General features: G+C 66.7%; 22 protein-coding genes. 6 read left to right on the top strand and 16 right to left on the bottom strand.

Going from position 1 to position 21,152, the window contains the following annotated elements; all coding sequences use genetic code 11:
- Positions 1-130: 130 nt before the first annotated feature.
- From ABE571_RS15165 to ABE571_RS15130, 8 genes are all read right to left on the bottom strand, one after another.
- Complete coding sequence (locus ABE571_RS15165) at positions 131-1,357, bottom strand: MFS transporter (protein WP_313212080.1); 1,227 nt, start codon at positions 1,355-1,357, stop codon at positions 131-133.
- Between the two features lie 215 nt (positions 1,358-1,572).
- Positions 1,573-2,250, bottom strand: a complete 678-nt coding sequence (locus ABE571_RS15160; RefSeq protein WP_121043308.1) for a methyltransferase domain-containing protein — start codon at positions 2,248-2,250, stop codon at positions 1,573-1,575.
- A gap of 121 nt (positions 2,251-2,371) precedes the next feature.
- Positions 2,372-3,184: a DNA-formamidopyrimidine glycosylase family protein gene (locus tag ABE571_RS15155; protein ID WP_346494014.1), complete on the bottom strand. Its 813-nt coding sequence runs from the start codon at positions 3,182-3,184 to the stop codon at positions 2,372-2,374.
- Positions 3,177-3,932, bottom strand: coding sequence for a DUF72 domain-containing protein (locus tag ABE571_RS15150; protein WP_346494012.1), 756 nt, complete (start codon positions 3,930-3,932; stop codon positions 3,177-3,179). Before ABE571_RS15150 ends, ABE571_RS15155 begins: the two co-directional genes overlap by 8 nt.
- Positions 3,933-3,935: 3 nt before the next feature.
- Positions 3,936-4,370 carry a pyridoxamine 5'-phosphate oxidase family protein gene (locus tag ABE571_RS15145; RefSeq protein WP_313212045.1) on the bottom strand — a complete coding sequence of 145 codons (435 nt, stop codon included), beginning with the start codon at positions 4,368-4,370 and terminating at the stop codon, positions 3,936-3,938.
- Positions 4,371-4,452: 82 nt separating this feature from the next.
- Complete coding sequence (locus ABE571_RS15140; protein ID WP_346494010.1) at positions 4,453-5,286, bottom strand: alpha/beta hydrolase-fold protein; 834 nt, start codon at positions 5,284-5,286, stop codon at positions 4,453-4,455.
- Positions 5,287-5,303: 17 nt separating this feature from the next.
- Positions 5,304-6,428 (bottom strand): metallophosphoesterase, encoded by a 1,125-nt coding sequence (locus ABE571_RS15135; protein ID WP_346494008.1) that lies wholly within the window; start codon positions 6,426-6,428, stop codon positions 5,304-5,306.
- Positions 6,429-6,541: 113 nt separating this feature from the next.
- Positions 6,542-6,898, bottom strand: a complete 357-nt coding sequence (locus ABE571_RS15130; RefSeq protein ID WP_346494006.1) for a DUF1801 domain-containing protein — start codon at positions 6,896-6,898, stop codon at positions 6,542-6,544.
- A gap of 203 nt (positions 6,899-7,101) precedes the next feature.
- On the opposite strand from ABE571_RS15130, the gene ABE571_RS15125 reads away from it, so the two are divergent.
- Positions 7,102-9,147, top strand: coding sequence for a TonB-dependent receptor (locus tag ABE571_RS15125; RefSeq protein WP_346494004.1), 2,046 nt, complete (start codon positions 7,102-7,104; stop codon positions 9,145-9,147).
- A 13-nt stretch (positions 9,148-9,160) separates the two neighbouring features.
- On the opposite strand, the gene ABE571_RS15120 is transcribed toward ABE571_RS15125, so the two are convergent.
- The 3 genes from ABE571_RS15120 to ABE571_RS15110 form a co-directional block, all read right to left on the bottom strand.
- Positions 9,161-9,322, bottom strand: coding sequence for a hypothetical protein (locus ABE571_RS15120; protein WP_346494002.1), 162 nt, complete (start codon positions 9,320-9,322; stop codon positions 9,161-9,163).
- Between the two features lie 108 nt (positions 9,323-9,430).
- Positions 9,431-10,456, bottom strand: coding sequence for an AI-2E family transporter (locus ABE571_RS15115; protein ID WP_265309429.1), 1,026 nt, complete (start codon positions 10,454-10,456; stop codon positions 9,431-9,433).
- Positions 10,447-11,496, bottom strand: a complete 1,050-nt coding sequence (locus ABE571_RS15110; RefSeq protein ID WP_346494000.1) for a LacI family DNA-binding transcriptional regulator — start codon at positions 11,494-11,496, stop codon at positions 10,447-10,449. The genes ABE571_RS15115 and ABE571_RS15110 overlap by 10 nt, the downstream gene beginning before the upstream one ends.
- A 95-nt stretch (positions 11,497-11,591) precedes the next feature.
- On the opposite strand from ABE571_RS15110, the gene ABE571_RS15105 reads away from it, so the two are divergent.
- The 5 genes from ABE571_RS15105 to ABE571_RS15085 are packed head-to-tail and all read left to right on the top strand — an operon-like array spanning position 11,592 to position 16,226.
- Positions 11,592-12,644, top strand: a complete 1,053-nt coding sequence (locus ABE571_RS15105; protein WP_346463909.1) for a sugar phosphate isomerase/epimerase family protein — start codon at positions 11,592-11,594, stop codon at positions 12,642-12,644.
- Between the two features lie 26 nt (positions 12,645-12,670).
- Positions 12,671-13,888: a nucleoside permease gene (locus tag ABE571_RS15100; protein ID WP_313212053.1), complete on the top strand. Its 1,218-nt coding sequence runs from the start codon at positions 12,671-12,673 to the stop codon at positions 13,886-13,888.
- Positions 13,889-13,900: 12 nt separating this feature from the next.
- On the top strand, positions 13,901-15,025 hold the full coding sequence (locus ABE571_RS15095; protein ID WP_313212055.1) for a Gfo/Idh/MocA family oxidoreductase: 1,125 nt from the start codon (positions 13,901-13,903) through the stop codon (positions 15,023-15,025).
- 19 nt (positions 15,026-15,044) lie between these two features.
- Entirely contained in the window at positions 15,045-15,911 is an 867-nt protein-coding gene (locus tag ABE571_RS15090) for a sugar phosphate isomerase/epimerase (RefSeq protein WP_346493998.1), read from the top strand.
- A 27-nt stretch (positions 15,912-15,938) separates the two neighbouring features.
- Complete coding sequence (locus ABE571_RS15085; RefSeq protein WP_313212082.1) at positions 15,939-16,226, top strand: cytochrome c; 288 nt, start codon at positions 15,939-15,941, stop codon at positions 16,224-16,226.
- 7 nt (positions 16,227-16,233) lie between these two features.
- Here ABE571_RS15085 and ABE571_RS15080 read toward each other — a convergent pair whose 3' ends face one another.
- The 5 genes from ABE571_RS15080 to ABE571_RS15060 form a co-directional block, all read right to left on the bottom strand.
- Complete coding sequence (locus tag ABE571_RS15080; RefSeq protein ID WP_346493996.1) at positions 16,234-16,977, bottom strand: DUF1080 domain-containing protein; 744 nt, start codon at positions 16,975-16,977, stop codon at positions 16,234-16,236.
- A gap of 14 nt (positions 16,978-16,991) precedes the next feature.
- Complete coding sequence (locus ABE571_RS15075; protein WP_313217541.1) at positions 16,992-17,567, bottom strand: gluconate 2-dehydrogenase subunit 3 family protein; 576 nt, start codon at positions 17,565-17,567, stop codon at positions 16,992-16,994.
- Positions 17,567-19,252: a GMC family oxidoreductase gene (locus tag ABE571_RS15070; RefSeq protein ID WP_346466321.1), complete on the bottom strand. Its 1,686-nt coding sequence runs from the start codon at positions 19,250-19,252 to the stop codon at positions 17,567-17,569. Before ABE571_RS15070 ends, ABE571_RS15075 begins: the two co-directional genes overlap by 1 nt.
- Before the next feature lie 26 nt (positions 19,253-19,278).
- Positions 19,279-20,175 (bottom strand): TIM barrel protein, encoded by an 897-nt coding sequence (locus tag ABE571_RS15065; protein WP_346493994.1) that lies wholly within the window; start codon positions 20,173-20,175, stop codon positions 19,279-19,281.
- A gap of 201 nt (positions 20,176-20,376) precedes the next feature.
- Positions 20,377-20,919 (bottom strand): single-stranded DNA-binding protein, encoded by a 543-nt coding sequence (locus ABE571_RS15060; RefSeq protein WP_088435225.1) that lies wholly within the window; start codon positions 20,917-20,919, stop codon positions 20,377-20,379.
- Between the last annotated feature and the right edge of the window lie 233 nt (positions 20,920-21,152).

Genomic DNA, 21,152 nt, shown 5'->3' with positions numbered 1-21,152 from the left:
TCCTCGACGACCCGACATTGCGTGGAGCCGGCCAGCGGCCGGCACTACCTTCTCAGCATCCTGCGTGGAGCCGGCCAGCGGCCGGCACTACCTTCTCAGCATCCTGCGTGGAGTCGGCCAGCGGCCGGCCCTACCGGGGCCGCGTCTCGCGCAGCGTCCACATCACCGGCAGTACCAGTATCGCGACCACCGCGATCATCGCCCCGGGGGCCGACGACCAGCCGGTATGCCGCACCAGCAGTTCGGCCAGCAAGGGCGTAGCACCGCCAAAGAACGCCGTGGCCATGGTGACGCCCAGTGCCAGCCCGCTGAGCCGCCCTTCGCCGGGGAACTGCTCGGCCGTGGCAGGGGCCGCCACCGCACTCACCCCACCGGCCAGACACGCCAGCACCACCGCCGCCAGACCGATCGCCACGGTGCTGCCGCCGGCCATCACCGAGAACATCGTCAACGGCAGCAGCGCCGACAGCGCGGCCAGCGCGATCAACACGGGGCGGCGCCCGACCCGGTCGGACAACGCGCCTGCCAGCGGCGTCACCACGATCACCGCCACCGCCGCGACCGTGGACAGCCACAACGCCTCCGATTCACTCACCTGCCCCACGGAACCGAGGAATGCGGGCACATAGGTGATGCCGACGTAATAGGTGATCGAGCCCAGTGCGGAGATCGCAAACGTGCGCGCAATCGCGGGCTTGTGGTGCCGCCAGCTATCGCGGATCGGCGACGTCGGCACGGTGCCCTCGGCCTGTTGCCGCTCGAACTCCGGCGATTCGTGCATGGTCGAGCGCGCCAGCAGGATCGCCCCCGCCAGCGCCGCGCCGACGAAGAACGGAATCCGCCAGCCCCAGCCATCCAGCTGCGCGGTGCTCAGCAGCGCGACGGTCAGCGCCGACAACGCCACCGCCAGCAGGGCCCCCACTTCGCTCGCGGCCGAGGCCAGTGAGGTGACCAGCCCGCGCCTGCGCACGGGTGCGGTTTCCAGCAGATACGCCACCACGCCGGTGTATTCGCCACCGACCGAAAAGGCCATCAGGCAGCGCAGCAGCAACAGCAGCACACCGGCGGTCGCGCCAATGCTCTCGAAGGTGGGCAGCAGCGCGGTGGCCAGCATCGCAACCGTCATCAGCAACATCGAGGCCAGCAGCATGTAGCGCCGCCCGAAACGGTCGCCGAGATGGCCGAAGACCAGTGCCCCCAAGGGACGCATCAGATACGACACGGCAAACCCGGCCAAGGTGGCCAGCAACGCATTCTCGCCGCCACCGAAAAACACGCGTGACAACACCGTGGCCAGATACAGGTAAAGGGTGAAGTCGTACCACTCCACCACGGTGGAGAGGCCGGCGATGACCATCGAGCGCGTCTGCGGGCGCGCCGTGGGCGCGGTAGCGGCCGTGCTCAAGCCTGCATCCTGGAAACACGCAGGCCTTCGCGGCGCGGCAGTGGGCGAGATTGCATCGAGGGACTCCCGGCGGCCTGGGCCGCATCTGGACGGCGACAGCCTACGCCAGTCGATCTGCAGGCCGCGTCACAGGAGAGCGGTCGTGTCGCAACACGCCCTGCCTGTGCTCAGGCCACGGCCGCCGGCCGCACCGCACCCCGCCGATAGCTCAGCAGGCGGCCGTTGCCTGGCGCATTGCCTTCATCTTCGAACAGCCCCAGTTCCTCGGTCACATCGAAGCCCTGCAGGGCCATGCCACGCGAGAACGAGCCCACGTTGCCACGGCCGGGATCGGTGATCAGCAGCTCGGCATCGGGCTTGGCGTGCCGTAGCATCATCGCCGCGATCTGATGGGCATGCCCCCGTTCGTAGAGGATGTCGCTGCCGATGATCAGGTCGAAGCGCCCCAGCGAACCGTCAGGGACCTCCCAGGGCAGGTCACGGTAGGTCACCGCCGGCAGGTCGTTGAGGCCGGCGTTGTAGGCCAGGAAGGATTCGGCCAGTGGATGGTGGTCGGTCGCCACGACATCCGCGCCGCGATGGGCCAGCACCAGGCTGGACAGGCCCAGCCCGCAGCCCAGCTCCAGGATCCGCTTACCGGTCACGTCGAAGTGGCTCATGGTATCGGCCAGCGCGCGGCCGGCCGGCCAGATCTGACCGAACAGGCTCCACAACGAAGAGTGGATGCCGGCCCGCTGGGCACGTCCGGTGGGATCGGAAAACTGCTGCAGATCGCTGAGCGCGCGGATACGGAAGTCGTGCCCGCCGACCGGGATGGTGAGAATGCGGGTGGTATAGCCCGGCATGTGCGCTCCGTGGGACACGGGAGTCTTCATTCCGCGGGCGGCATGAACGACTCTGAGAAAGGAGCGAAGGCGATCAGGTGTCGATCGCGCAGGACGCGCGTACGTGCGTGTTGCCCCCATCCTACGCCATGGGCGAGGACCTGGCTGAACGCCTCGGGGCGGCCTTGCGTGCGTTCGGCGCGGCGTTGCGCCCGGCAGGCGCGGCGCCGTAGCGCACCTGGCACACCGGGCAGAAGAACGCCCGCCGCCGGGTCGTGCCCGGGTAGGTCTTGCTGATCGGCCCGCCGCAGTGGGGACAGGTGCGCTTGGTATGCACGAGCCAATGCTGGCGCAATACGAACTGCCGCTTCCAGTCCAGGAAATCGAAACTGTACTGCCGCGCCTGTTTGATGATCTCGCCCAACTTGCGTGGCGGAAGCACACCCACCGTGGATTCGGGATGCACACGTGTGCGGAACAGCACCTCGTTCTTGATGATGTTGCCGACGCCGGCAAAGATCTCCTGGTCCAGCAGCGCGTCGCAGATCAACGTTTCCGGCTGCTGCTTGAGCTTCCTGCGCGCCAGCCTGGGATCCCAGGCCAGGTCCATCACATCCCCGCGCCAGTCGTAGGTGTCCTCCAGCGCGCCGTCGATGTACTTCACCGACGAGGCATAGATGTTGAGCTCGCCGTTGTCGAACTGCAGCGACACCCGCGGTGGCGATGGCTTGCGCTCATCGATGCGGTAGCTGCCGAACATCAGCATGTGCACGCGCAGGCTGAAGCCGCGGAACTCGATCAGGAAGTGTTTGCCCCAGCTGCGCAGGGCCACCACCCGCCGCCCCTCCATGCGGGTCAGGTCCAACGTACTGTTGCCGGTGGCCAGGCGCACGGTCTTGCCGCGGAACTTGGCGGCGGCCTCACGCAGGATGACGATGGAGGGACCTTCAGGCATGGGCGGGCTCCTGGAGGGTGGCGGCGCCGAGCAGGTCCTGCAGCCGCGCCGCATTGGCGATGGCGAACCCATGGGCAGTGTTGTCGAAGATTACCCAGCGCGCACCTGCTGACCGCGCAGCAACCGTCGTGGCCAAATCCCGCAGTGCTGCGTCGTCATAGTCGCTGTAATACATGCGTGGCGCCCCATGCCATCGCCAGTAGCGCCATCTGGCGTCACCGCCCGGCTGGGCAGCCTCGGGAACCCGCGCAGGGTCCGCGCCGACACGCCCGATCACATGCCGCTGCAGCAGCGCGTCGGCCTGCGGCGTGAACCAGCTGGCATGGCGCGGCTCGCAGACCACGCGCACAGCGGTGCGACGGCGCAGCATGCCGAAGAAGCCGGCCGCCACCCGCGCATCGAAGGCATGACTCGGCGGCAGCTGCAGCAGCAGCCCGCCGAGCGTGCGGCCCAGGCCGGCGGTTTCCTCAAGGAAGCGGTCCAGCGCCGGACCGCAACCGCGCAGGGCCGCCTCATGCGAGATGGCCTTGGGCAGCTTCACCGAAAACCGGAACGTGGCCGGCACGCTCGCCGCCCAGCGTTCATACGTGCGCTGCTGGTGCGGCCGATAAAAAGAGGAGTTGATCTCCACCACCGGGAACCGCGTTGCGTAGCGCGCGAGCATGCTCTCGCCCGCGCCGGTCAATGCGGCGTAACGGCTGGGAATCGACCAGCCTGCGCATCCGATCTTGATCGACGGGGCAGGCATCGCTTACAGGCGGATCTCGCCGTCGTCCTCGCCCGACCAGTAGTGGATGCGGGTCGCCTTGACCTGGATCAGCACGATGCCAGGCGTATCCACGCCCTGCTTGAACCACCGCTCCAGGTCCGGGACCCAATGCGCCTGCAGGGTCGCACGGTCGCGGCTGAGCGTGGCATGGCCTTCCACGGCCACGAACAGCGGCGGCTTGCCCAGCAGCGATTTGCTGCCGGTGAAGGACAGCGCCACTTTCGGGTCGCGCTCGATCTCGGCCACCATGTCGGCGCTGTCGAAGGCGAAAAAGTAGCTGTCGCCATCGTAGTCGACGTCGCCGTTGTTGCTCATCGGCCGGCCGGCGATCTCGCCGCTGGCGGTGTGGGTCTGCAGCATCGCGAAATCGATGCCGGCCATCTTCTTGGCCAGTTCGGGCAGGGTCAGCGTGGTCATGGAATCTCCGGGGGTCAGGGCTCGTGCGCCCAGCCTCCGCGCAGCCCGGTGACCGAGGCGTGCACAGCCACTGGCGGAAATTTCACACGGTCCGGAACGTGCTCCCATTGGGGAACAACGCCAACAGAGCACGGGTGAGCATCGCCGGATATACCGTCAGGTGATCCTCATCCGGCACCACGCGTGTCTCCAGCTGCAGGCCGGGATACCCGCGCCCGCGCAGGCGGTCGGCAAAGGCCTGGGTATGCGCGACCATGTCGTTGCGGGCGGCGAACGGCGCATCGGAGGCCGGGGTTTCGTGCGCGCCGATCGACAGCAGCACGCGGGCGTCAAGATCCGCATGCGCACTGGCGTAGTCCGCCTCGATCCGCTCGATCACATGCTGATCGAACCACAGCGAAGGACTGGACAGGATGTAGCGCTGGAACATCGCCGGACGCGTCAGCAACACGAAGGCGCCGAACAGACCGCCGTAGGAATGGCCGGCGAACGCCCGCTGCGCTGGATCGATCCGGTAGCGCGCCTCGACCTGCGGCAGCACGTGCTGCGCCAGGAAATCCCGGTAGTGCGCGGCGCCGCCGTAGGTGATGCCATCGGTGTACTCGTCCCCGGGGCTGCGGGTGGGCCAAGTCGGGGTGTAATCCCGCGAACGGCTCTGCTGCGAGCTCAACCCGTCCTGCGGTGGCAGGCCAATCAGGATGAAGGGCGCCAGATGCGCACCGCCCTGCCCGACCATGTTGCGCACGCTGCGCGCGAGCGGAAAGCTGTACAGCGCATCGGTGACATACAGCACCGGGTAGCGCAGGTGTGTCTCCCGCGCGTAGCCGGCCGGCAGCGACACCCAGATCGGATAATCGCGGCCTACTGGATCGTGCATTGTCCAGGCCTCGGTGTCCGGCAGCACTACCCCGGGCATGGCGCATCCACACACCATCAGCGCGGCCGCAGCGTGATCAGCGTGATCTCGGACGGCACGCCGATACGTGCCGCGAAGCCCGGCCACAGCCCGGCACCGTTGCTGACATACAACGTCATGCCATCCACCTCGTAGCGCCCGGACACAAAGCCGCCATTGGCGCGCTTGACCAGCTGGTCCATGCCGACGATGTGGCCGCCGTGGGTGTGGCCGGAGAGCTGCAGCGCCACGCCCTTCGCGGCATTCGCGCGTGCTTCCACCGGACGATGGTCGAGCAGGATCACCGGCGCCTGCGGGTCCGCCCCGGCCAGTGCGGCCGTCAGGTCCGGCATGGGCAGACCGTAGCGCGCGGCCACTGGATCGGTGACACCGGCGATGGTCAACGTCGCACCGTCACGCTGGACCTGCGTGTGGGTGTTCTCCAGCACCTGCATGCCCTGCCCGCGGAAGGCCTGCATCCACTCGGCGTACTGCGCGTAGTACTCATGATTGCCGGTGATCGCGATGACGCCATCGGGCGCATGCAGCCTGGCCAGCGGCGCAAAGTCGTTGGCGCGGGCGCTGACGCTGCCGTCGATCAGATCCCCGGTGATCACCACCAGATCCGGATGCAGGGCATTGCTCTCGGTGACTACCTTCTCCACCCAGGCACCGGTGAGCAGGCGGCTGGCGTGGATGTCGGTGAGCTGCAGCACGCGGTAGCCGTCGAACGCGGCCGGCAGCCCCTCGATGGCCACCTCGATCTGCCGCGGCTTGGGGACCGCCATGCCCTGCCAGATGCCATAGGCGGACAGCAGCAGCGCCAACGTGCCCGCTGCAGGGCGCAGCCACGCCGCGCGCAGCATCGGCAGCACGCGCTGCGCCCGGACCAGGCGCGCGATCAGCAGCAGCGCATCCAGCACCAACACGAACACCGCACTGATCAGCAGCGTGGTGAACCCGGTCGCAAGCACCGCGATCACCGCTTTGGGAATCTCGGGCGAGGCCATGGTCCCAGCGAACTGGGCCACGATCCGGTGGTGCAGCGCCAGTGCGACCACCAGCAGGCCCAGTACGATCCGCACCGGACGCGACAACCGCAGCGGCCAGATCACGCGCCACACCAGATACAACGCAAGCAAACAGCCGATCACACTCAGCACAGGCACATCCTGGAAACGTGGGGGAATGGGCCGGCCGCATCGCTGCCGCCTCGCCCAGCCCTTTATCGTTGCCGAATCGCGCGGCCTGTTCCAGTGCAGGAGGTCGTGATGATTCAGGCAGAGCGCTGGCGTGCTTTCGCACGCGCTGCAGCGGCAGGGGGCTTCGCTGCACGCTTGCGCGCGATCGCGGCGCGGATCAAGGCCTTGAACGCGGTCGGGTGGATCGTTTCGCCGTCGTGCAGATCGATGGCGCGGCGGGTGTTGCCCTCCAGGCTCGCATTGAACAGCCCCTTGGGATCGGGCAGCGCCGCGCCCTTGGCGAAGGTCAGCGTCACGGCCGCCTTGTCGGTCTCGCCGGTATACAGGATGCCGCTGTGCTCCCACACGGGCACGCCTCGCCACTTCCAGGTGTCCACCACCGCCGGATCGACCTCGTGGATCAGGCGGCGGATGCGACTGGCTGCGCGCATCGATCTGCTGCGATGCGGACGGCTCGCTGGCTGCCGCAGCGCGCGGGGGCGCACGGGCGTTGGGCTGGCTGCCGGAGGTCAAAGGGAAGCGGACATTAATGCAATGTTATATTATTTCTTTTTAGTTCCCCCTTCCCCTCAGCGAGCGACCGCTGTCCGCTTGCCCTACCCCTGTTCTCACGGCTACTGAAAGGCACAAAGAGATGAAAACCAAGGCAATGGTGTCCGCCGTGCTGGCGACCCTGTGCGCCGGCGAAGCGCGCGCGCAGTCCAGCGATGCGGCGATCACGCTGGGCAGCGTGCATGTGCGCGAAGGCTCCCGCCGTCCCCTCGCTGCGAACCGCGTGCTGACCTCGGTGGATGTGATGGGCGGCGACCAGGTGCATGAGAAGAACGTCTCCAACAGCTGGGAGCTGCTCGGCCAGATGCCGGGTATGCAGCTGACCGAAACCCGCCAGGGCGCGGAGTCCGGCAAGGCCACCTTCCGCGCGTTCAACGGCGAGGGCTACCTCAACGGCATCAAGATCCTGATCGACGGCATCCCCAGCAACGTCAACAGCGGCAACCAGCGCTTCATCGACATGGTGTTCCCGCTGGACATCGACTACATCGAAGTCGTGCGCGGCACCAACGACCCCCGTTACGGCCTGCACAACATTGGCGGCAACATCAACCTCGGCACCCGCCAAGGCGGCAACTACACCGATGCGCGGCTCACCTACGGCAGCTACAACACCCGCGAAGCGCAGGTCGCGATCGGTCGCGAAGCGAACGGTGTCGCCCAGAACTACTTCCTGGCCTCACAGGCCTCCGATGGCTACCGCGATCATGACCGTTCGAAAAAATACTCGCTCGGCGGCAAGTGGTTCTACAGCGGCGACGAGGACCTGTTCACCATCGGCCTGATCGCACGGGTGTACCACCACGAGGCGGACGAGCCCGGCTTCATGACGGCTGAAGAGTTGGCCACCGACCGCCGCGGATCGGCGCTCAAGAATGCCAACGATCTCGACGACCGCGACATGCGCCATCTCAGCACCCATCTGGACCTGCAGCTGAGTGACACCGTGCATGTCAACAACACGCTGTACTACAACCGCTACGAGGACGATCGGCAGGTGACCTTCACCCGTTACGTGCCCGGCAACGCGCCGCGCCAGCGCCGCCAGTGGGACGAGAAACAGACGGGCCTGCTCAGCACGCTGACCTGGGCGGCCATGCCTGCGCTGACAGTCGAGGGCGGTCTCAACGCCGAGCATCAGGACAACACGTACCGCCGCCTGCGCTACAACCACGCCGTCCCGACCGACTTCTCGACCCCGGCGCGGGTCCAGAACGATGACCGTTACACCTTGGACAACCTCGGTGCTTACGTGCAGGCCGTGTATCAGCCCACCCCTGCCCTGAAGATCGTGCCGGCCTACCGCGTCGACCGCTTCTCCGGCAGCACCCGCCTGCCCGGTGGCATCACCGCCCCGCTGCAGCACTACGGCACGATCGAGCAGCCCAAGCTGAGCGTGGTCTATGCGATCACCCCGGCCCTGAACGTCTATGCCAACTGGGGCAGGACGTTCCAGGTACTGACCGGCTCCACCGCACCGGCCTACCTCACCGCCGGCCAAGACACGTTCCGGCCCTCGATCAATACCGGCAAGGAGGTGGGCATCAAGTTCACCCCGGCCGTCGGCACCGACGCGCGCATCGCGGTGTGGCGCCAGGATGCAACCGACGAGGTCGCCAACATGCCGGCCACCGGCACCTCGGTCGGCCTGGGCCAGACCCGTCGCGAAGGCATCGACCTGCAGGTCACCGCGCGCCTGGGCGACCGGTGGACGCTGTGGGGCTCGCACGCCATCCAACAGGCCAAGGTGGTCAGCGCCTTCACCACCGACGGTACCTCCCTGGCCGGCAACGAGGTCATCGCCACGCCGCGCTACATCAGCAACATCGGCCTGGACTACCGCGCCAACGATCGTTGGACCTTCGGCCTGCAGGGCCGGATGCAGGGTGACTATTACATTGAAGAGCGCAACACGCAGGGCACGTTCGGCGCCTTCGCGGTGCTTGATGCCAGTGCGTCGTATCAGCTGTCCGAGCGGCTGAGCGTGGATGTACAGGTGAAGAACCTGACCGGCCGCGACTACGCCTATGCGTGGTACGACAACTTCTTCTGGGGCGGCGATGACCAGCCGATGTTCTCGCCCGCACCGGGGCGCTCGGCTTACGTGTCGTTGAACCTGAAGCTGTAGGGCAGCCCTGCCCTCACATCCGCTCGCCGGCCAGGCGGCTGGCCTGCTCCAGCCAGGTACGGAACTGCGCTTCGTCCAGCGGCACGCCTTCCTCGATATGCAGGTAGCGCGTGTCCTGGCTTTTCGAGGCGACTGGCGGAACCGGCTGCAGTAACCGCCCGCGGAAAAAGGCCACCTTGATGTGGAACGTTCGTCGCCATGGCGCCGTTCCCGTGGAAGACCCACCCGCGTTATAGACCGCGGCGGGGCTGGGAGCAACGGAGCGCGCGCGGCGGCCGGTGATTCAGATCCAGCGTTGGTCCAGCAGCTCGCGCTTGATATAGGCATAGAACACGGGCGCCGCGACCAGCCCTGGCAGCCCGAACGCGGCTTCCATCACCAGCATGGCGAGCAGCAGTTCCCACGCACGTGCCTGGATCTCGCCGCCGACGATGCGCGCGTTGAGGAAATACTCCAGCTTGTGGATGACCACCAGGTACAGCAGCGCGACCACGGCCACGTAGAACGACACCGACAGCGCGACGATGGTGATGACCGTGTTGGAGATGATGTTGCCCACCACCGGCAGCAGGCCGGCGAGGAAGGTGATCAGCACCAGCGTCTTGGACAGCGGCAGATGCACGCCGAACAGCGGCAGCACCCCGAGCAGGAAGATGGCGGTGAACAGCGTATTGAGCAGCGAGATCTTCACCTGTGCGAACACGACCTGCCGGAACGCCGTGGCCATGCGGCTGGTGCGGCCGATCAGCTCCTGCGCCAGCGGCCCCATCTTGGGCAAGGGCAACTCGTCGTAGAGCGCGATCATCGCCCCCAGCACCATGCCGATCAGGATCCGCACGCTGATCTGCACGGCCGAGGTGCCGGCGATGCCGAGTTGCTGGCGGTGCGTCGCCGCCCAGTCGTTCATCGCCGTGCGCAGCGCCTGCAGGTCTTCCGGGATATAGGGCTGCAGCAGGTCCGGCACCTGGTGGCGGGAGGTGTTGAGGATGTCCATCAGGCGCATCAACAGCGCATCCGGGCCACCGGTCTCGTTGCGGAAGAACGAAGCGATGCCGATCGCCGCCAGGGTCAGCGCGCCGATGATCAACGCCGACAGGACGATCACCGAATAGGCGCGTGCGCGCCCGGGCGGCAGCTTGCCTTCGACGGTGGAGGCCAGCAGGTGGGTCAGGTGGAACACCAGCAGACCCGACAGCAGGGTCACCACCAGCCCGAGTTTCAAGGTCAGCCACATGCCCAGCAGCATCAGCACCCAGGCCGCGATGCGGGCGGTGGGCGGCTTGGGCAACGCGGGGATCACTATGGACATGCGGGCGCATCCTGACGGGTGGCCCATGGTAGTGGATGCGGCGCGGGCGCTGCAGTCGAGCCCCGCACCATCAAACTGAAATCCAGCGTCTGCTGAAGCGGTACATCGACACGTTCGATGATGGCAAGCAGCAGATGGACCGCGCGGGCACCGATCTCCCGCATCGGTTGCCGAATGGTCGTCAACGGGGGCGTGAGGTAACGCGACGATGCCAGGTCGTCGAAGCCGACGACAGACAGACCATCGGGCACGCCGATGCCAAGATCCCGACAGGCCGCCAGCACGCCCAGCGCCATCTGGTCGCTGAAGCAGAACACCGCCGTCGGCACCGACGCGCGGGCCAGCAGTTTCATCCCGGCCGCATGGCCGGATTCCACCGAGAAGTCACCCGGCACAACGCTCAGGTGACGCAGGCGGCCACGCGCCTTGGCAGCGGTCCGGACGCCTTCCAGTCGTTGCTGGTGCAGGGGATTGTCGCGCGGTCCACCGACCACGGCGATCCGCTCGTGCCCCAGCCCGTACAGGTGTTCCATCACGGCGCGCGCGGCGGCCGCGTTGTCGATGTGGACGCTGGGGATGCCCAGCGCGGGATCGAACTCGCAGCCGTTGACCACCGGCGCGGCACTGCCCTGCTGCTGGACGATGTCACGTGCCGTGGGCGGGAGGCGATGGCCCAGCACGATCAGGCCATCGGCCTCGTTGCGCCGGAGCATCTGTGCGTAGCGCTCCTCGCGCTCGGGCAGGTTCTGGGTATCGCCCAGCAGGACGGCGTAGCCAACGGCCTGCGCCGCGTCCTCCGCGCCCTGCAGGATCTGGGCGAAGAACGGGTTGGCGATGTCCGGCACGGTGACCAGGATCTTGCCGCTGCGCTGGGTCTTGAGGGTTCTGGCCACCGTGTTGGGGACATAGCCCAGCGCGGCGGCCGCCTGCTCGATGCGCGCGCGCGTGGTCGGCAGCACTTTCTCCGGCCGGGACAGCGCCCGCGACACCGTGCCGGCCGAGACGCCGACGTGCTTTGCAATGTCGTAGATGGTGGCCATGAGGTTACCTCTTCCTTCCGCTGTGCAGTGCACAACGGGTCTTTCGAATGCCCCTGCTAGGATAATGCAATCGATTGCATCGAGGGCGAATCCTCTTGAAAACGCTCAAGGGTCCAGCGCTGTTCCTGGCGCAGTTCATCGGCGACACACCTCCTTTTGATCGGCTGGACACGCTGGCCGGCTGGGCCGCGGGGCTGGGCTATTCTGGCGTACAAGTGCCGACCAGCGCGCCCCACCTGTTCGATCTGGCCGAGGCGGCGCGCAGCCAGGCCTACTGCGACGACGTCGCCGGCATGCTGGCCGGGCATGGCCTGCAGATCACCGAGCTGTCCACCCACCTGCAGGGGCAGCTGGTTGCCGTCCATCCGGCCTATGACAGCCTGTTCGACGGCTTCGCACCACCGGACAAGCGCGGTGATCCCGCGGCCCGCCAGGCCTGGGCGGTGGAGCAGCTGCTGCTGGCCGCCAAGGCCAGCGAGCGCCTGGGGCTGACCGCGCACGCCACGTTCTCCGGCGCGCTGGCCTGGCCCTACTTCTATCCCTGGCCGCAACGCCCGCCCGGACTGGTGGAAGAAGCCTTCGCCGAACTCGGCCGCCGCTGGCGCCCCATCCTCGATGCCTTCGACGCCTGCGGCGTGGACCTGTGCTTCGAGATCCATCCGGGCGAGGACCTGCACGACGGCGCGACCTTCGAGCGCTTCCTCGACGTGGTGGACCACCACCCCCGCGCAAAGATCCTGTACGACCCCAGCCATCTGCTGCTGCAGCAGATGGACTACCTCGGCTTCATCGACCGCTACCACGCGCGCATCGGCATCTTCCACGTCAAGGACGCGGAGTACCACGCCAGTGCGCGCAGTGGCGTGTATGGCGGTTACCAGGACTGGATCGATCGTCCGGGCCGGTTCCGCTCGCTCGGTGATGGGCAGATCGACTTCAAGGCGATCTTCTCGAAATTCGCGCAGTACGACTTCCCCGGCTGGGCAGTGCTGGAGTGGGAGTGCTGCCTGAAACACCCGGAAGACGGCGCGCGCGAAGGGGCCGTCTTCATCCGCGACCACATCATCCGCGTGACCGAGCGCGCCTTCGACGACTTTGCCGACAGCGGCACCGATCCTGGATCACTGCGCCGCATGCTGGGGATCTGAGCCATCACTGCCTGGGAGGGCAAGCCATGACGCACACCATGTCGCGCTTGGGCGCGATGATGTTTCTGCAGTTTTTCATCTGGGGCGCGTGGTTCGTGACCCTGGGAACGTACCTGGTGCAGGGGCCGTTGCAGGCCACTGCGAGCCAGGTCGCGACGGCCTTCCTCAGCCAGTCCATCGGCGCCATCGTCGCGCCGTTCCTGGTTGGCCTGATTGCGGATCGCTACTTCGCGGCGCAGCGCATTCTCGCGGTGCTGCATCTGGCCGGCGCGGCGATGATGTGGCTGGCCTCCACGGCGACGGACTTCAGCACCTTCTCCGTTTATGTCATGGGATACATGCTGCTGTTCATGCCAACGCTGGCGCTGGCCAACAGTGTGGCGATGCGGCACATGCAGTCGCCGGAAAAGCAGTTTCCGCTGGTGCGGGTGGCCGGCAGCATCGGCTGGATCGTGGCCGGCGTGCTGATCGGCTGGCTGGGCTGGGAACAGGCGCATCGGCTCGAGCTGACCTTCCAGATGGCGGCGATGGCGTCGCTGGCCCTGGGCCTGTATGCATTCACCCTGCCGCACACGCCGCCGCTGGCGCAACAGCGCGACGCCGGCCTGGGACAGATCCTGGGGCTGGACTCGCTGCGGCTGCTGAAGTCGCGCGCCTACCTGGTGTTCTTCCTGGCCTCCATCGCCATCTGCATCCCGCTGGCGTTCTACTACAACTTCACCAACCCGTACCTCAACGATCTGGGCGTGCGCGGCGCGGCCGGCCTGCAATCGCTGGGCCAAGTCTCCGAAGTGCTGCTGATGCTTGCCATGCCGTTCCTGTTCGTGCGGCTGGGAGTGAAGACGATGCTGGCGGTGGGCATGGCGGCGTGGGTAGTGCGCTATGCGATGTTCGCCTTCGGCGATGCAGGCAGCGGCTTCTCCCTGCTGGTGATCGGCATCGTGCTGCACGGCATCTGCTACGACTTCTTCTTCGTCACCGGCCAGATCTACACCGATGCGCATGCCGGCCCGGCCGCGCGCAGCAGCGCGCAGGGCTTCATCACCCTGGCCACGTATGGCGTGGGCATGCTGATTGGCACGTTCCTGTCCGGCGCGGTGGTGGAGCACTACACCACGGCGGCTGGCCCGGACTGGCAGAAGATCTGGCTGTTCCCGGCAGGCGTGGCGCTGGTCGTGCTGATCGCCTTCCTGTTGTTGTTCCGCGACCGGCCGGTGGTTGCGGCCGCACCGTCCACCCCCTGAGGACCGCACCCGATGCCCAAGCTTGGAATTGCCATCGTCGGCACCGGCATGATCGGCGCCGTACACCATCGCGCGGCGCTGCTGGCCGGTGCGGAGATCCGGGGCGTGGCCGCCTCGTCACCGCAGCGCGCACGCGACGTGGCGCAGGCGTGGGGCGTGCCGCGTGCCTATCGGGATATCGAGGAGGTGGTCGCCGATCCACAGGTGCAGGTGGTGCACGTCTGCACGCCCAACCATCTGCACCGCGGCATGGCGCAGGCGGCGCTGAACGCGGGCAAGCACGTGATCTGCGAGAAACCGCTGGCCACCACGCTGGAGGACGCCCAGGCGCTGGCCGCATTGGCCGCCTCGACCGGGCTGGTCGCCACGGTGCCGTTCGTCTACCGCTACCACCCGGTGGTGCGCGAGGCGCGCGCCCGCATCGCGCAGGGCGAACTGGGGCCGCTGCACCTGATCCACGGCAGCTACCTGCAGGACTGGCTGCTGGACCCGGCCAGCAACAACTGGCGCGTGGACCCGGCGCTGGGCGGCGCGTCGCGCGTGTTCGCCGACATCGGCTCGCACTGGTGCGACCTGGTGGAATGGGTCAGTGGCGAGCGCTTCGTCGACGTCAGTGCGGCATTCGCCACCGTGCTCGCCGAGCGCGGCGCCCTCACCGGCCAGAGCTTCACCACGCCGGCGGCGGGCGGCGCGATGCAGGCCGTATCCAGCGAAGATGTGGCCGCGGCGATGTTCAAGACCGGCGCAGGCACGCTGGCGTCATTGACGGTCAGCCAGGTCTCGGCCGGACGCCACAATCGCCTCTGGTTCGAGATCGACGGCGCCCAGGCCAGCGTGGCGTTCAACCAGGAGGACGCCGAACGGCTGTGGATCGGCCGACCCGACCAGCGCGAGGAAACCTTCGTGCGTGGACCGGGTGCCGGCAGTGCCGAACAACGCCGGCTGTCGGTGTTGCCGCCCGGCCATGCGCAGGGCTACGGCCACTGCTTCGAGGCGTTCGTCGCGGACACCTATCACGCCATCGACGGCGAGCGGCCACAGGGCCTGCCCACCTTCGAGGACGGCCTGCGTTCGGCGTTGATCGTCGACCGCGTGATTGCATCGGCCAGGTCACGGGCCTGGACCACCATCGGTTGAATCCCGGGAGGATGTGTTGATGAAAATCGCTACGCGCAGGACCACCACCCTTGCACTGCTGCTGCTCGTTGCCCTGCCTGCCTTCGCAGGCGACCCCGCCGGTCCGCAGCAGCCCATCGCAGTGCAGATGTACACGCTGCGCGACGCCGGCACGCTCGACCAGCAGTTGAAGATCGTGCATGACGCGGGCGTCGGCGCGGTGGAGACAGTGGGTACCCAGAACGTCAGCGCCACCGAACTCAAGCACCTGCTGGACCGCTATTCGATCAAGGCCATTTCCTCCCACGTGCAACTGGCCGATCTGCGCAGCGACCTGGCCGGGGTGGTGGCCTTCAACCACTCGATCGGAAACACCACCCTGGTGGTGCCGTACCTGGACAAGAAGGATCGGCCGACCGATGCCGCAGGCTGGACCACACTGGGCCAGGAACTGGGCCGGATCGCGGCGCTGGCAAAGGCCCAGGGGATGCGCTTGGCTTACCACAACCATGACTTCGAGCTGGTCGATTTCAACGGCAAAACCGGCCTGGAACTGCTGTTCGCTGCGGCCGGCCCCGACCTGCAGACCGAGCTGGACCTGGCCTGGGTAGCCCGTGCGGGCCATGACCCGGTGGTGATGCTGGGCAAATTCCGTGGCCACGTGTTTGCGGTACACGCCAAGGACAACGCCCCCAAAGGCCAGGCCGAAGACGAGGGCGGCTTCGCCGCCGTTGGCCAGGGCGTGCTGGACTGGAACGCGATCCTGCCTGCCGCCGCGGCGGCGGGCGTGCAGTGGTACATCGTCGAGCACGACCAACCGCGTGATCCGGCCAAGGTCATCAAGACGGGCGCGGACTACCTGCGTCAACACCTCACCGCCACGCCGCCCGCCAGCGCACCGCGCTAGCCCGCCAAGGAGCCCCAGGTGAACAAGATCCTGACGCTGGTCCTGACGCTGTTCGGCACGGTGCTGGCCCCCACAGCGTGGTGCAAGGATGACCCGGCCGCTGGCGCACAACTCTATACCGTGCACTGCACGGCCTGCCACGGCGCGAATCGGGCCGGCATTCCGCCGACGTTCCCCGCACTCACCGATGTCGCCAAGCGGCTGCAGCCGGCGCAGATCAAGGAAAAGATCAGCAAGGGCGGGGGCTTGATGCCGCCCTTTTCCCAGCTGTCGGCACAGGAAATCGACAATCTCGCCAGTTACCTGGCGAAATAGGAGTCCACTACAGCGCCCGCACCCAGATGTTGCGGTAGCTGACGTTGGAATCGTGTTCCTGCAGGTAGATCGGCGCACACCCATGGGGCGCGTACGAGGGCGCGCCGATGTACTCGGTCTTGCCCGCCAGCACGGTGTCGTCCTGCACCAGCACGCCGTTGTGCAGGACCGTGATGCGCGCGGGCGACACAAGCCCGCCGCCGGGTGAGAACCGAGGTGCCTTCCAGAGGATGTCGTAGGCCTGCCACTGCCCCGGTGCGCGCGAGGCGTTCACCAAGGGCATGGCCTGCTTGTAGATGGCGCCGGCCTGGCCGTTGGCATAGGTCGGGTTGTTGTAACTGTCGAGCACCTGCAGCTCGTAGCGTTCCTGCAGGAAGATGCCGCTGTTGCCGCGGTCCTGGCCCTCAAAGCCCTCGGTTTCGACAGGCGTGCGCCACTCGACATGCAGTTGGACGTCGCAGAAGTGCTGCCTGGTGCGGATGCCCTTGGTGCCCGGAACCACCGTCAGTGCGCCATCGGCGACGCGCCAAGGCACGCGCCCGCCCTGCTCCGACTCCCAGGCGGACACATCGTTGCCATCGAACAGCACGATTGCGTCGGAGGGTGCCTTTCCTGGGGGCGTGGCCACGCTCGTTGGCACCGGCGTCCAGACCTCGGTCTTCTGCGGATCGCGTGCAGGGTCGGCACCGGCCTGCCCGAGCGCAGGTGCGGCAACCAGCACGGCGGCGGCGATCAGCACAGGCGTGATCATTCCGTTGCGCTCCATCAGCTGGTCCCCCACGCCGGCGTACCGGGGATATAGGCGAGGTCGCCGTCGTAGCGCCCCGGCACCGCGACGTAGCGCAGCACTTCAGTTGCGCCGGCCTTGGAGGTGAAGAAACCGAATATGGTCAGCTGCTTGAGCATCGTGAAGTAATGCGGCATCGCTTCTCCCTCCTCGGCGGTGCCGGTCTCGGTCACCTCGACCGCGTGCTTCCTGGCCTCTGCATCCAGCGCGCGCAGCAGCTCGGTGCGGGCCTGCGGCGCAAGTAAAACGAAGCGGCCGCCCGCGCGTTTGTCGATATCGGCCAGGCCGGCGCGGAACGTCGCCTGCTGCCGGGCGGTGTAGCAGTCGCTGACGAACGTCGCCATGAACGCACCGGCGCCTGCGTCTTTCGCCCCCGGCGTCTTCGTCCGCGGCAGGATGGTCTCGGCGATCTCATCCAGCGTGCCGACATCCGCGTCGGAGAAGCGCGACTTCGCCCCTGCGGCAGGAGCCTGTGCCTGACCGAGTGCGGGCAGACCGATCATGGCCGCACCGGTGGCGGCGACGATCATCTTCAGCAGTTCGCGGCGGTCCATCAGAGATTCCCCGCTTTCAGTTCGCGCACGGCATGGTCGGCAGCGCGTGCCGTCAGCGCCATGTAGGTCAATGAAGGATTCACGCACGCGCTGGAGGTCATGCACGCCCCGTCGGTCACATAGACGTTGGGCGCATCCCAGACCTGGTTGTGCTGGTTCAGCACGGAGGTGCTGCGGTCACGGCCCATGCGCGCAGTCCCCATTTCGTGGATGCCCTTGCCCGGGGCGTAGTCATTGTCATGCATCTCCACGTCCTTGACGCCGGCGGCCTCGAGCATCTCGGCGGCATCGGCGGCCATGTCCTTGCGCATGGCCAGTTCGTTGGCGCGCATGGAGACATCCATCGCCAGCACCGGCAGTCCCCACTTGTCCTTGCGGTCGCTGTCCAGGCGGATCGTGTTGTCGTGGTGCGGCAGCATCTCGCCGAAGCCGGTCATGCCGATGCGCCAGTCACCGGGCACGGTCAGCGCCTCTTTCAGGTCGGCACCGATATTCAGCTCGGCGATCTCGCGCGACCATCCCATGCGGCTGGCACCGCCCTGGTAGCCGAAGCCACGCAGGTAGCGGCGCTTGTCCGCAGCCACGTTGCGGAAGCGGGGAATGTAGAAGCCGCAGGGACGACGGCCGAAGTAGTACTTGTCTTCATACCCTTCGACCCGGCCGGAGGCACCCGCGCCGAAATGATGGTCCATCACGTTGTGGCCCAGTTCGCCGGACGAGGAGCCCAGCCCACCGTCCCAGACATCGGTGGCCGAGTTCATCAGCAGCCAGGTCGAGTTGAAGGACGACGCATTGAGGAAGATGACCTTCGCCGTGTACTCATAGGTCTGCCCCGTCTCGGCATCGATGACCTCTACGCCGCGCGCACGCTTGCGGTCCTTGTCGTAGAGCACTTCCTTGACGATCGAGAATGGCCGCAAGGTCAGGTTGCCCGTCTTCATCGCCGCCGGCAGCGTCGCTGCCTGGGTGGAAAAATAGGCCCCGAAGGGACAGCCGAGGATGCACTTGTTGCGGTACTGGCAGTTGACGCGGCCCTGCTCGGGCATCGGCTGGGTGATGTTGGCGGTGCGCGAGTGGATCATGTGCCGGGTGCCGCCGAAGGCCTTCCTGATCCGCGCGGCCACATCCTTCTCGACGATATTGAGTGGGATCGGCGGCAGGAACTCGCCATCCGGCAGCACGTCCAGCCCTTCGCGGGTGCCGGCGATGCCGGCGAACTTCTCCACATGGTCGTACCAGGGGGCGATGTCGGCGTAGCGGATCGGCCAGTCGGTGGCGATGCCGTCCTTGAGGTTCGCCTCAAAATCCAGGTCGGAGAAGCGATAGCTCTGCCGGCCCCACATCAGCGAGCGCCCGCCGACGTGATAGCCGCGGAACCAGTCGAAGCGCTTGGTCTCGATGTAGGGCGATTCCTGTTCGTCGGCCCACATGCCCTGGAGGTTCTCGGCCAGCGCGTAGTCGCGCATCAGCACCGGGAAGGCCGCCTTCATCGCCTGGGTTGGCCGGTTGCGGTGCGGGAAGTCCCACGGCTCCTTCATCGCGTTGACGTAGTCCTTCACGTGCTCGATGTTGCGGCCGCGTTCCAGCATCAGCACCTTGAGGCCCTTCTCGGTCAGCTCCTTCGCCGCCCAACCGCCACTGATTCCCGAGCCAACAACGATGGCGTCGTAATGATTGTCTGCCATGGATCTCTCACCTGGTGGATATCGTTTCAGACGTCGCAGAGGCGGATCGCCTCGCGCAGCGAGCCGACGGGATCCGGTGCCGCAGGCATGAATTCCTGCGCCAGATAGCCGTCGAAACCGGTGTCGCGGATCGCGCGACAGATGGCGGGGTAGTTGAGTTCCTGGTGGTCCCCGATCTCGTGCCGGCCCGGCACGCCCGCCGTGTGGTAATGCTTGAAACAGGCGTGATCCCTGCCGATGGTGGCGATGATGTCGCCCTCCATGATCTGCATGTGATAGATGTCGTAGAGCAGGCCGAAGTGGTCCGAGCCGAGACGCTGGCACAACGCCACGCCCCATGTGGAGGTGTCGCACAGGTAGTCGGAATGATCGACCCTGGAGTTCAGCAGCTCCATCACCAGCACCACGCCGCGTTTCTCGGCATGCCCGAGGATGCGCTTGAGGCCCGCCTCGGCGTGGGCCATGCCCTGCTGGGGATCCATGCCATTGCGGTTGCCGGAAAAACAGATGAGGTTGCGGTACCCCGCATCGGCCACCAGATCGATGTGCCGCGTGTAGCGCTCCACCAGGGCGTCGTGGAACCGGGGGTCGGCAAAGCCCTTGGTGAGGCCCAGCTCCGCGCCGTTGCACATCGAGCTGTAGACGCCGTGGGCCTTCAGTGTGGGCCAATCCTCTGGGCCGACCAGATCAATGGCGGCAAAACCAATGTCCTTCACCGTCGTGCAGAGCTGGGCGACCGACAGCTGCGGGAAGGTCCAGCGGGCGACGGCGTGCTTCAGGTTGCCCTTGAGCGGGGCGGCAGCGGCAAACGCCGGCAACACGGCCGCAGCACCCAGCCCAAGGCTGCCGGCGACCGCCATGCGAAGCGCATCGCGCCGCGTGAGCCCCGGCGCCGAGGGCGGTCTGATGGAATGGATGGACATCCGCCTTCCGGCCTCCTGGTATCAAACGCTATCGAACTGCTGCAATGCAATCGATTGCACCATAGAGGAGGAACGGTTTTTTTTGCAAGACGCGGTGCACGAAAACGCATGCTGCGGGGCACAACGCCGCCCAAACGAGAAAACCCCAGTAAGCACACCGGCTTACTGGGGTTTATTCAAACGCGAACTGACGACTGGAAATCAGAACGGAATATCGTCATCCGCAAAGTCGTCCATCGGCGGCGCGGACTGCTGCGGGGCCTGCTGCTGCGGGCGCTGCTGGCCGTAGCCACCACCACCGCCGCCGCGCTGACCACCGCCACCGCCACCACCACCACCGCCGTACTCCTGGCGCGGGGCCTGCTGGCGCTGCGGACGTTCGCCACCGGCACCACCGCCACCGCCGCCCTCACGGCCGCCGAGCATCTGCATTTCATCGGCGATGATGTCGGTGGAGTACTTCTCCACGCCATCCTGGCCGGTGTACTTGTCGTAACGCAGGCTGCCTTCGACGTAGACCGAGCTGCCCTTGCGCAGGTATTCACCGGCGATCTCGCCGAGCTTGCCGAAGAACACCACGCGGTGCCATTCGGTACGCTCCTGCTGGTTGCCATCCTTGTCCTTGCGGACGCTGGTGGTGGCCAGGCTGATGCGGGTGATCGCCATACCGCCCTGGGTGTACTTCACGTCCGGGTCGTTGCCGAGGTTGCCGACCAGGATGACTTTATTGATGCCGCGCGCCATAGGGTTGCTCTTCCGTTGTCCGAGGGCAGGCCGCAGTCATATCACAGCCCCGGGCGGGGTGCAGATCTGCCGGGCCGCCCTTGGGAAAATTGGGGGGATCCAGATTGCACCATCTTATCATTGCCGCCGTCCCCGACCCTGTCGGAATTCCGCCCGGCAGCGACCGGAAACCTGCTCGAGCCATACGCGGCAAGGGTGACGACCGTTACGCCGACTGCCGCCAGGCCCCGGCC

Source organism: Stenotrophomonas sp. TWI273, from assembly GCF_039674765.1.
Classification (GTDB): Bacteria; Pseudomonadota; Gammaproteobacteria; order Xanthomonadales; family Xanthomonadaceae; genus Stenotrophomonas.
The sequence above is the reverse complement of the archived record's forward strand: the minus strand, read 5'-3'. Positions and strand labels throughout refer to the sequence as shown.

Coding starts and splice junctions, on each gene's coding strand:
- ABE571_RS15165 (WP_313212080.1), bottom strand. CDS start 1,357: ATGGTCATCGCCGGCCTCTCCACCGTGGTGGAGTGGTACGACTTCACC.
- ABE571_RS15160 (WP_121043308.1), bottom strand. CDS start 2,250: ATGCCGGGCTATACCACCCGCATTCTCACCATCCCGGTCGGCGGGCAC.
- ABE571_RS15155 (WP_346494014.1), bottom strand. CDS start 3,184: ATGCCTGAAGGTCCCTCCATCGTCATCCTGCGTGAGGCCGCCGCCAAG.
- ABE571_RS15150 (WP_346494012.1), bottom strand. CDS start 3,932: ATGCCTGCCCCGTCGATCAAGATCGGATGCGCAGGCTGGTCGATTCCC.
- ABE571_RS15145 (WP_313212045.1), bottom strand. CDS start 4,370: ATGACCACGCTGACCCTGCCCGAACTGGCCAAGAAGATGGCCGGCATC.
- ABE571_RS15140 (WP_346494010.1), bottom strand. CDS start 5,286: ATGCCCGGGGTAGTGCTGCCGGACACCGAGGCCTGGACAATGCACGAT.
- ABE571_RS15130 (WP_346494006.1), bottom strand. CDS start 6,898: ATGCGCGCAGCCAGTCGCATCCGCCGCCTGATCCACGAGGTCGATCCG.
- ABE571_RS15125 (WP_346494004.1), top strand. CDS start 7,102: ATGAAAACCAAGGCAATGGTGTCCGCCGTGCTGGCGACCCTGTGCGCC.
- ABE571_RS15115 (WP_265309429.1), bottom strand. CDS start 10,456: ATGTCCATAGTGATCCCCGCGTTGCCCAAGCCGCCCACCGCCCGCATC.
- ABE571_RS15110 (WP_346494000.1), bottom strand. CDS start 11,496: ATGGCCACCATCTACGACATTGCAAAGCACGTCGGCGTCTCGGCCGGC.
- ABE571_RS15100 (WP_313212053.1), top strand. CDS start 12,671: ATGACGCACACCATGTCGCGCTTGGGCGCGATGATGTTTCTGCAGTTT.
- ABE571_RS15095 (WP_313212055.1), top strand. CDS start 13,901: ATGCCCAAGCTTGGAATTGCCATCGTCGGCACCGGCATGATCGGCGCC.
- ABE571_RS15090 (WP_346493998.1), top strand. CDS start 15,045: ATGAAAATCGCTACGCGCAGGACCACCACCCTTGCACTGCTGCTGCTC.
- ABE571_RS15080 (WP_346493996.1), bottom strand. CDS start 16,977: ATGATCACGCCTGTGCTGATCGCCGCCGCCGTGCTGGTTGCCGCACCT.
- ABE571_RS15075 (WP_313217541.1), bottom strand. CDS start 17,567: ATGGACCGCCGCGAACTGCTGAAGATGATCGTCGCCGCCACCGGTGCG.
- ABE571_RS15070 (WP_346466321.1), bottom strand. CDS start 19,252: ATGGCAGACAATCATTACGACGCCATCGTTGTTGGCTCGGGAATCAGT.
- ABE571_RS15065 (WP_346493994.1), bottom strand. CDS start 20,175: ATGTCCATCCATTCCATCAGACCGCCCTCGGCGCCGGGGCTCACGCGG.
- ABE571_RS15060 (WP_088435225.1), bottom strand. CDS start 20,919: ATGGCGCGCGGCATCAATAAAGTCATCCTGGTCGGCAACCTCGGCAAC.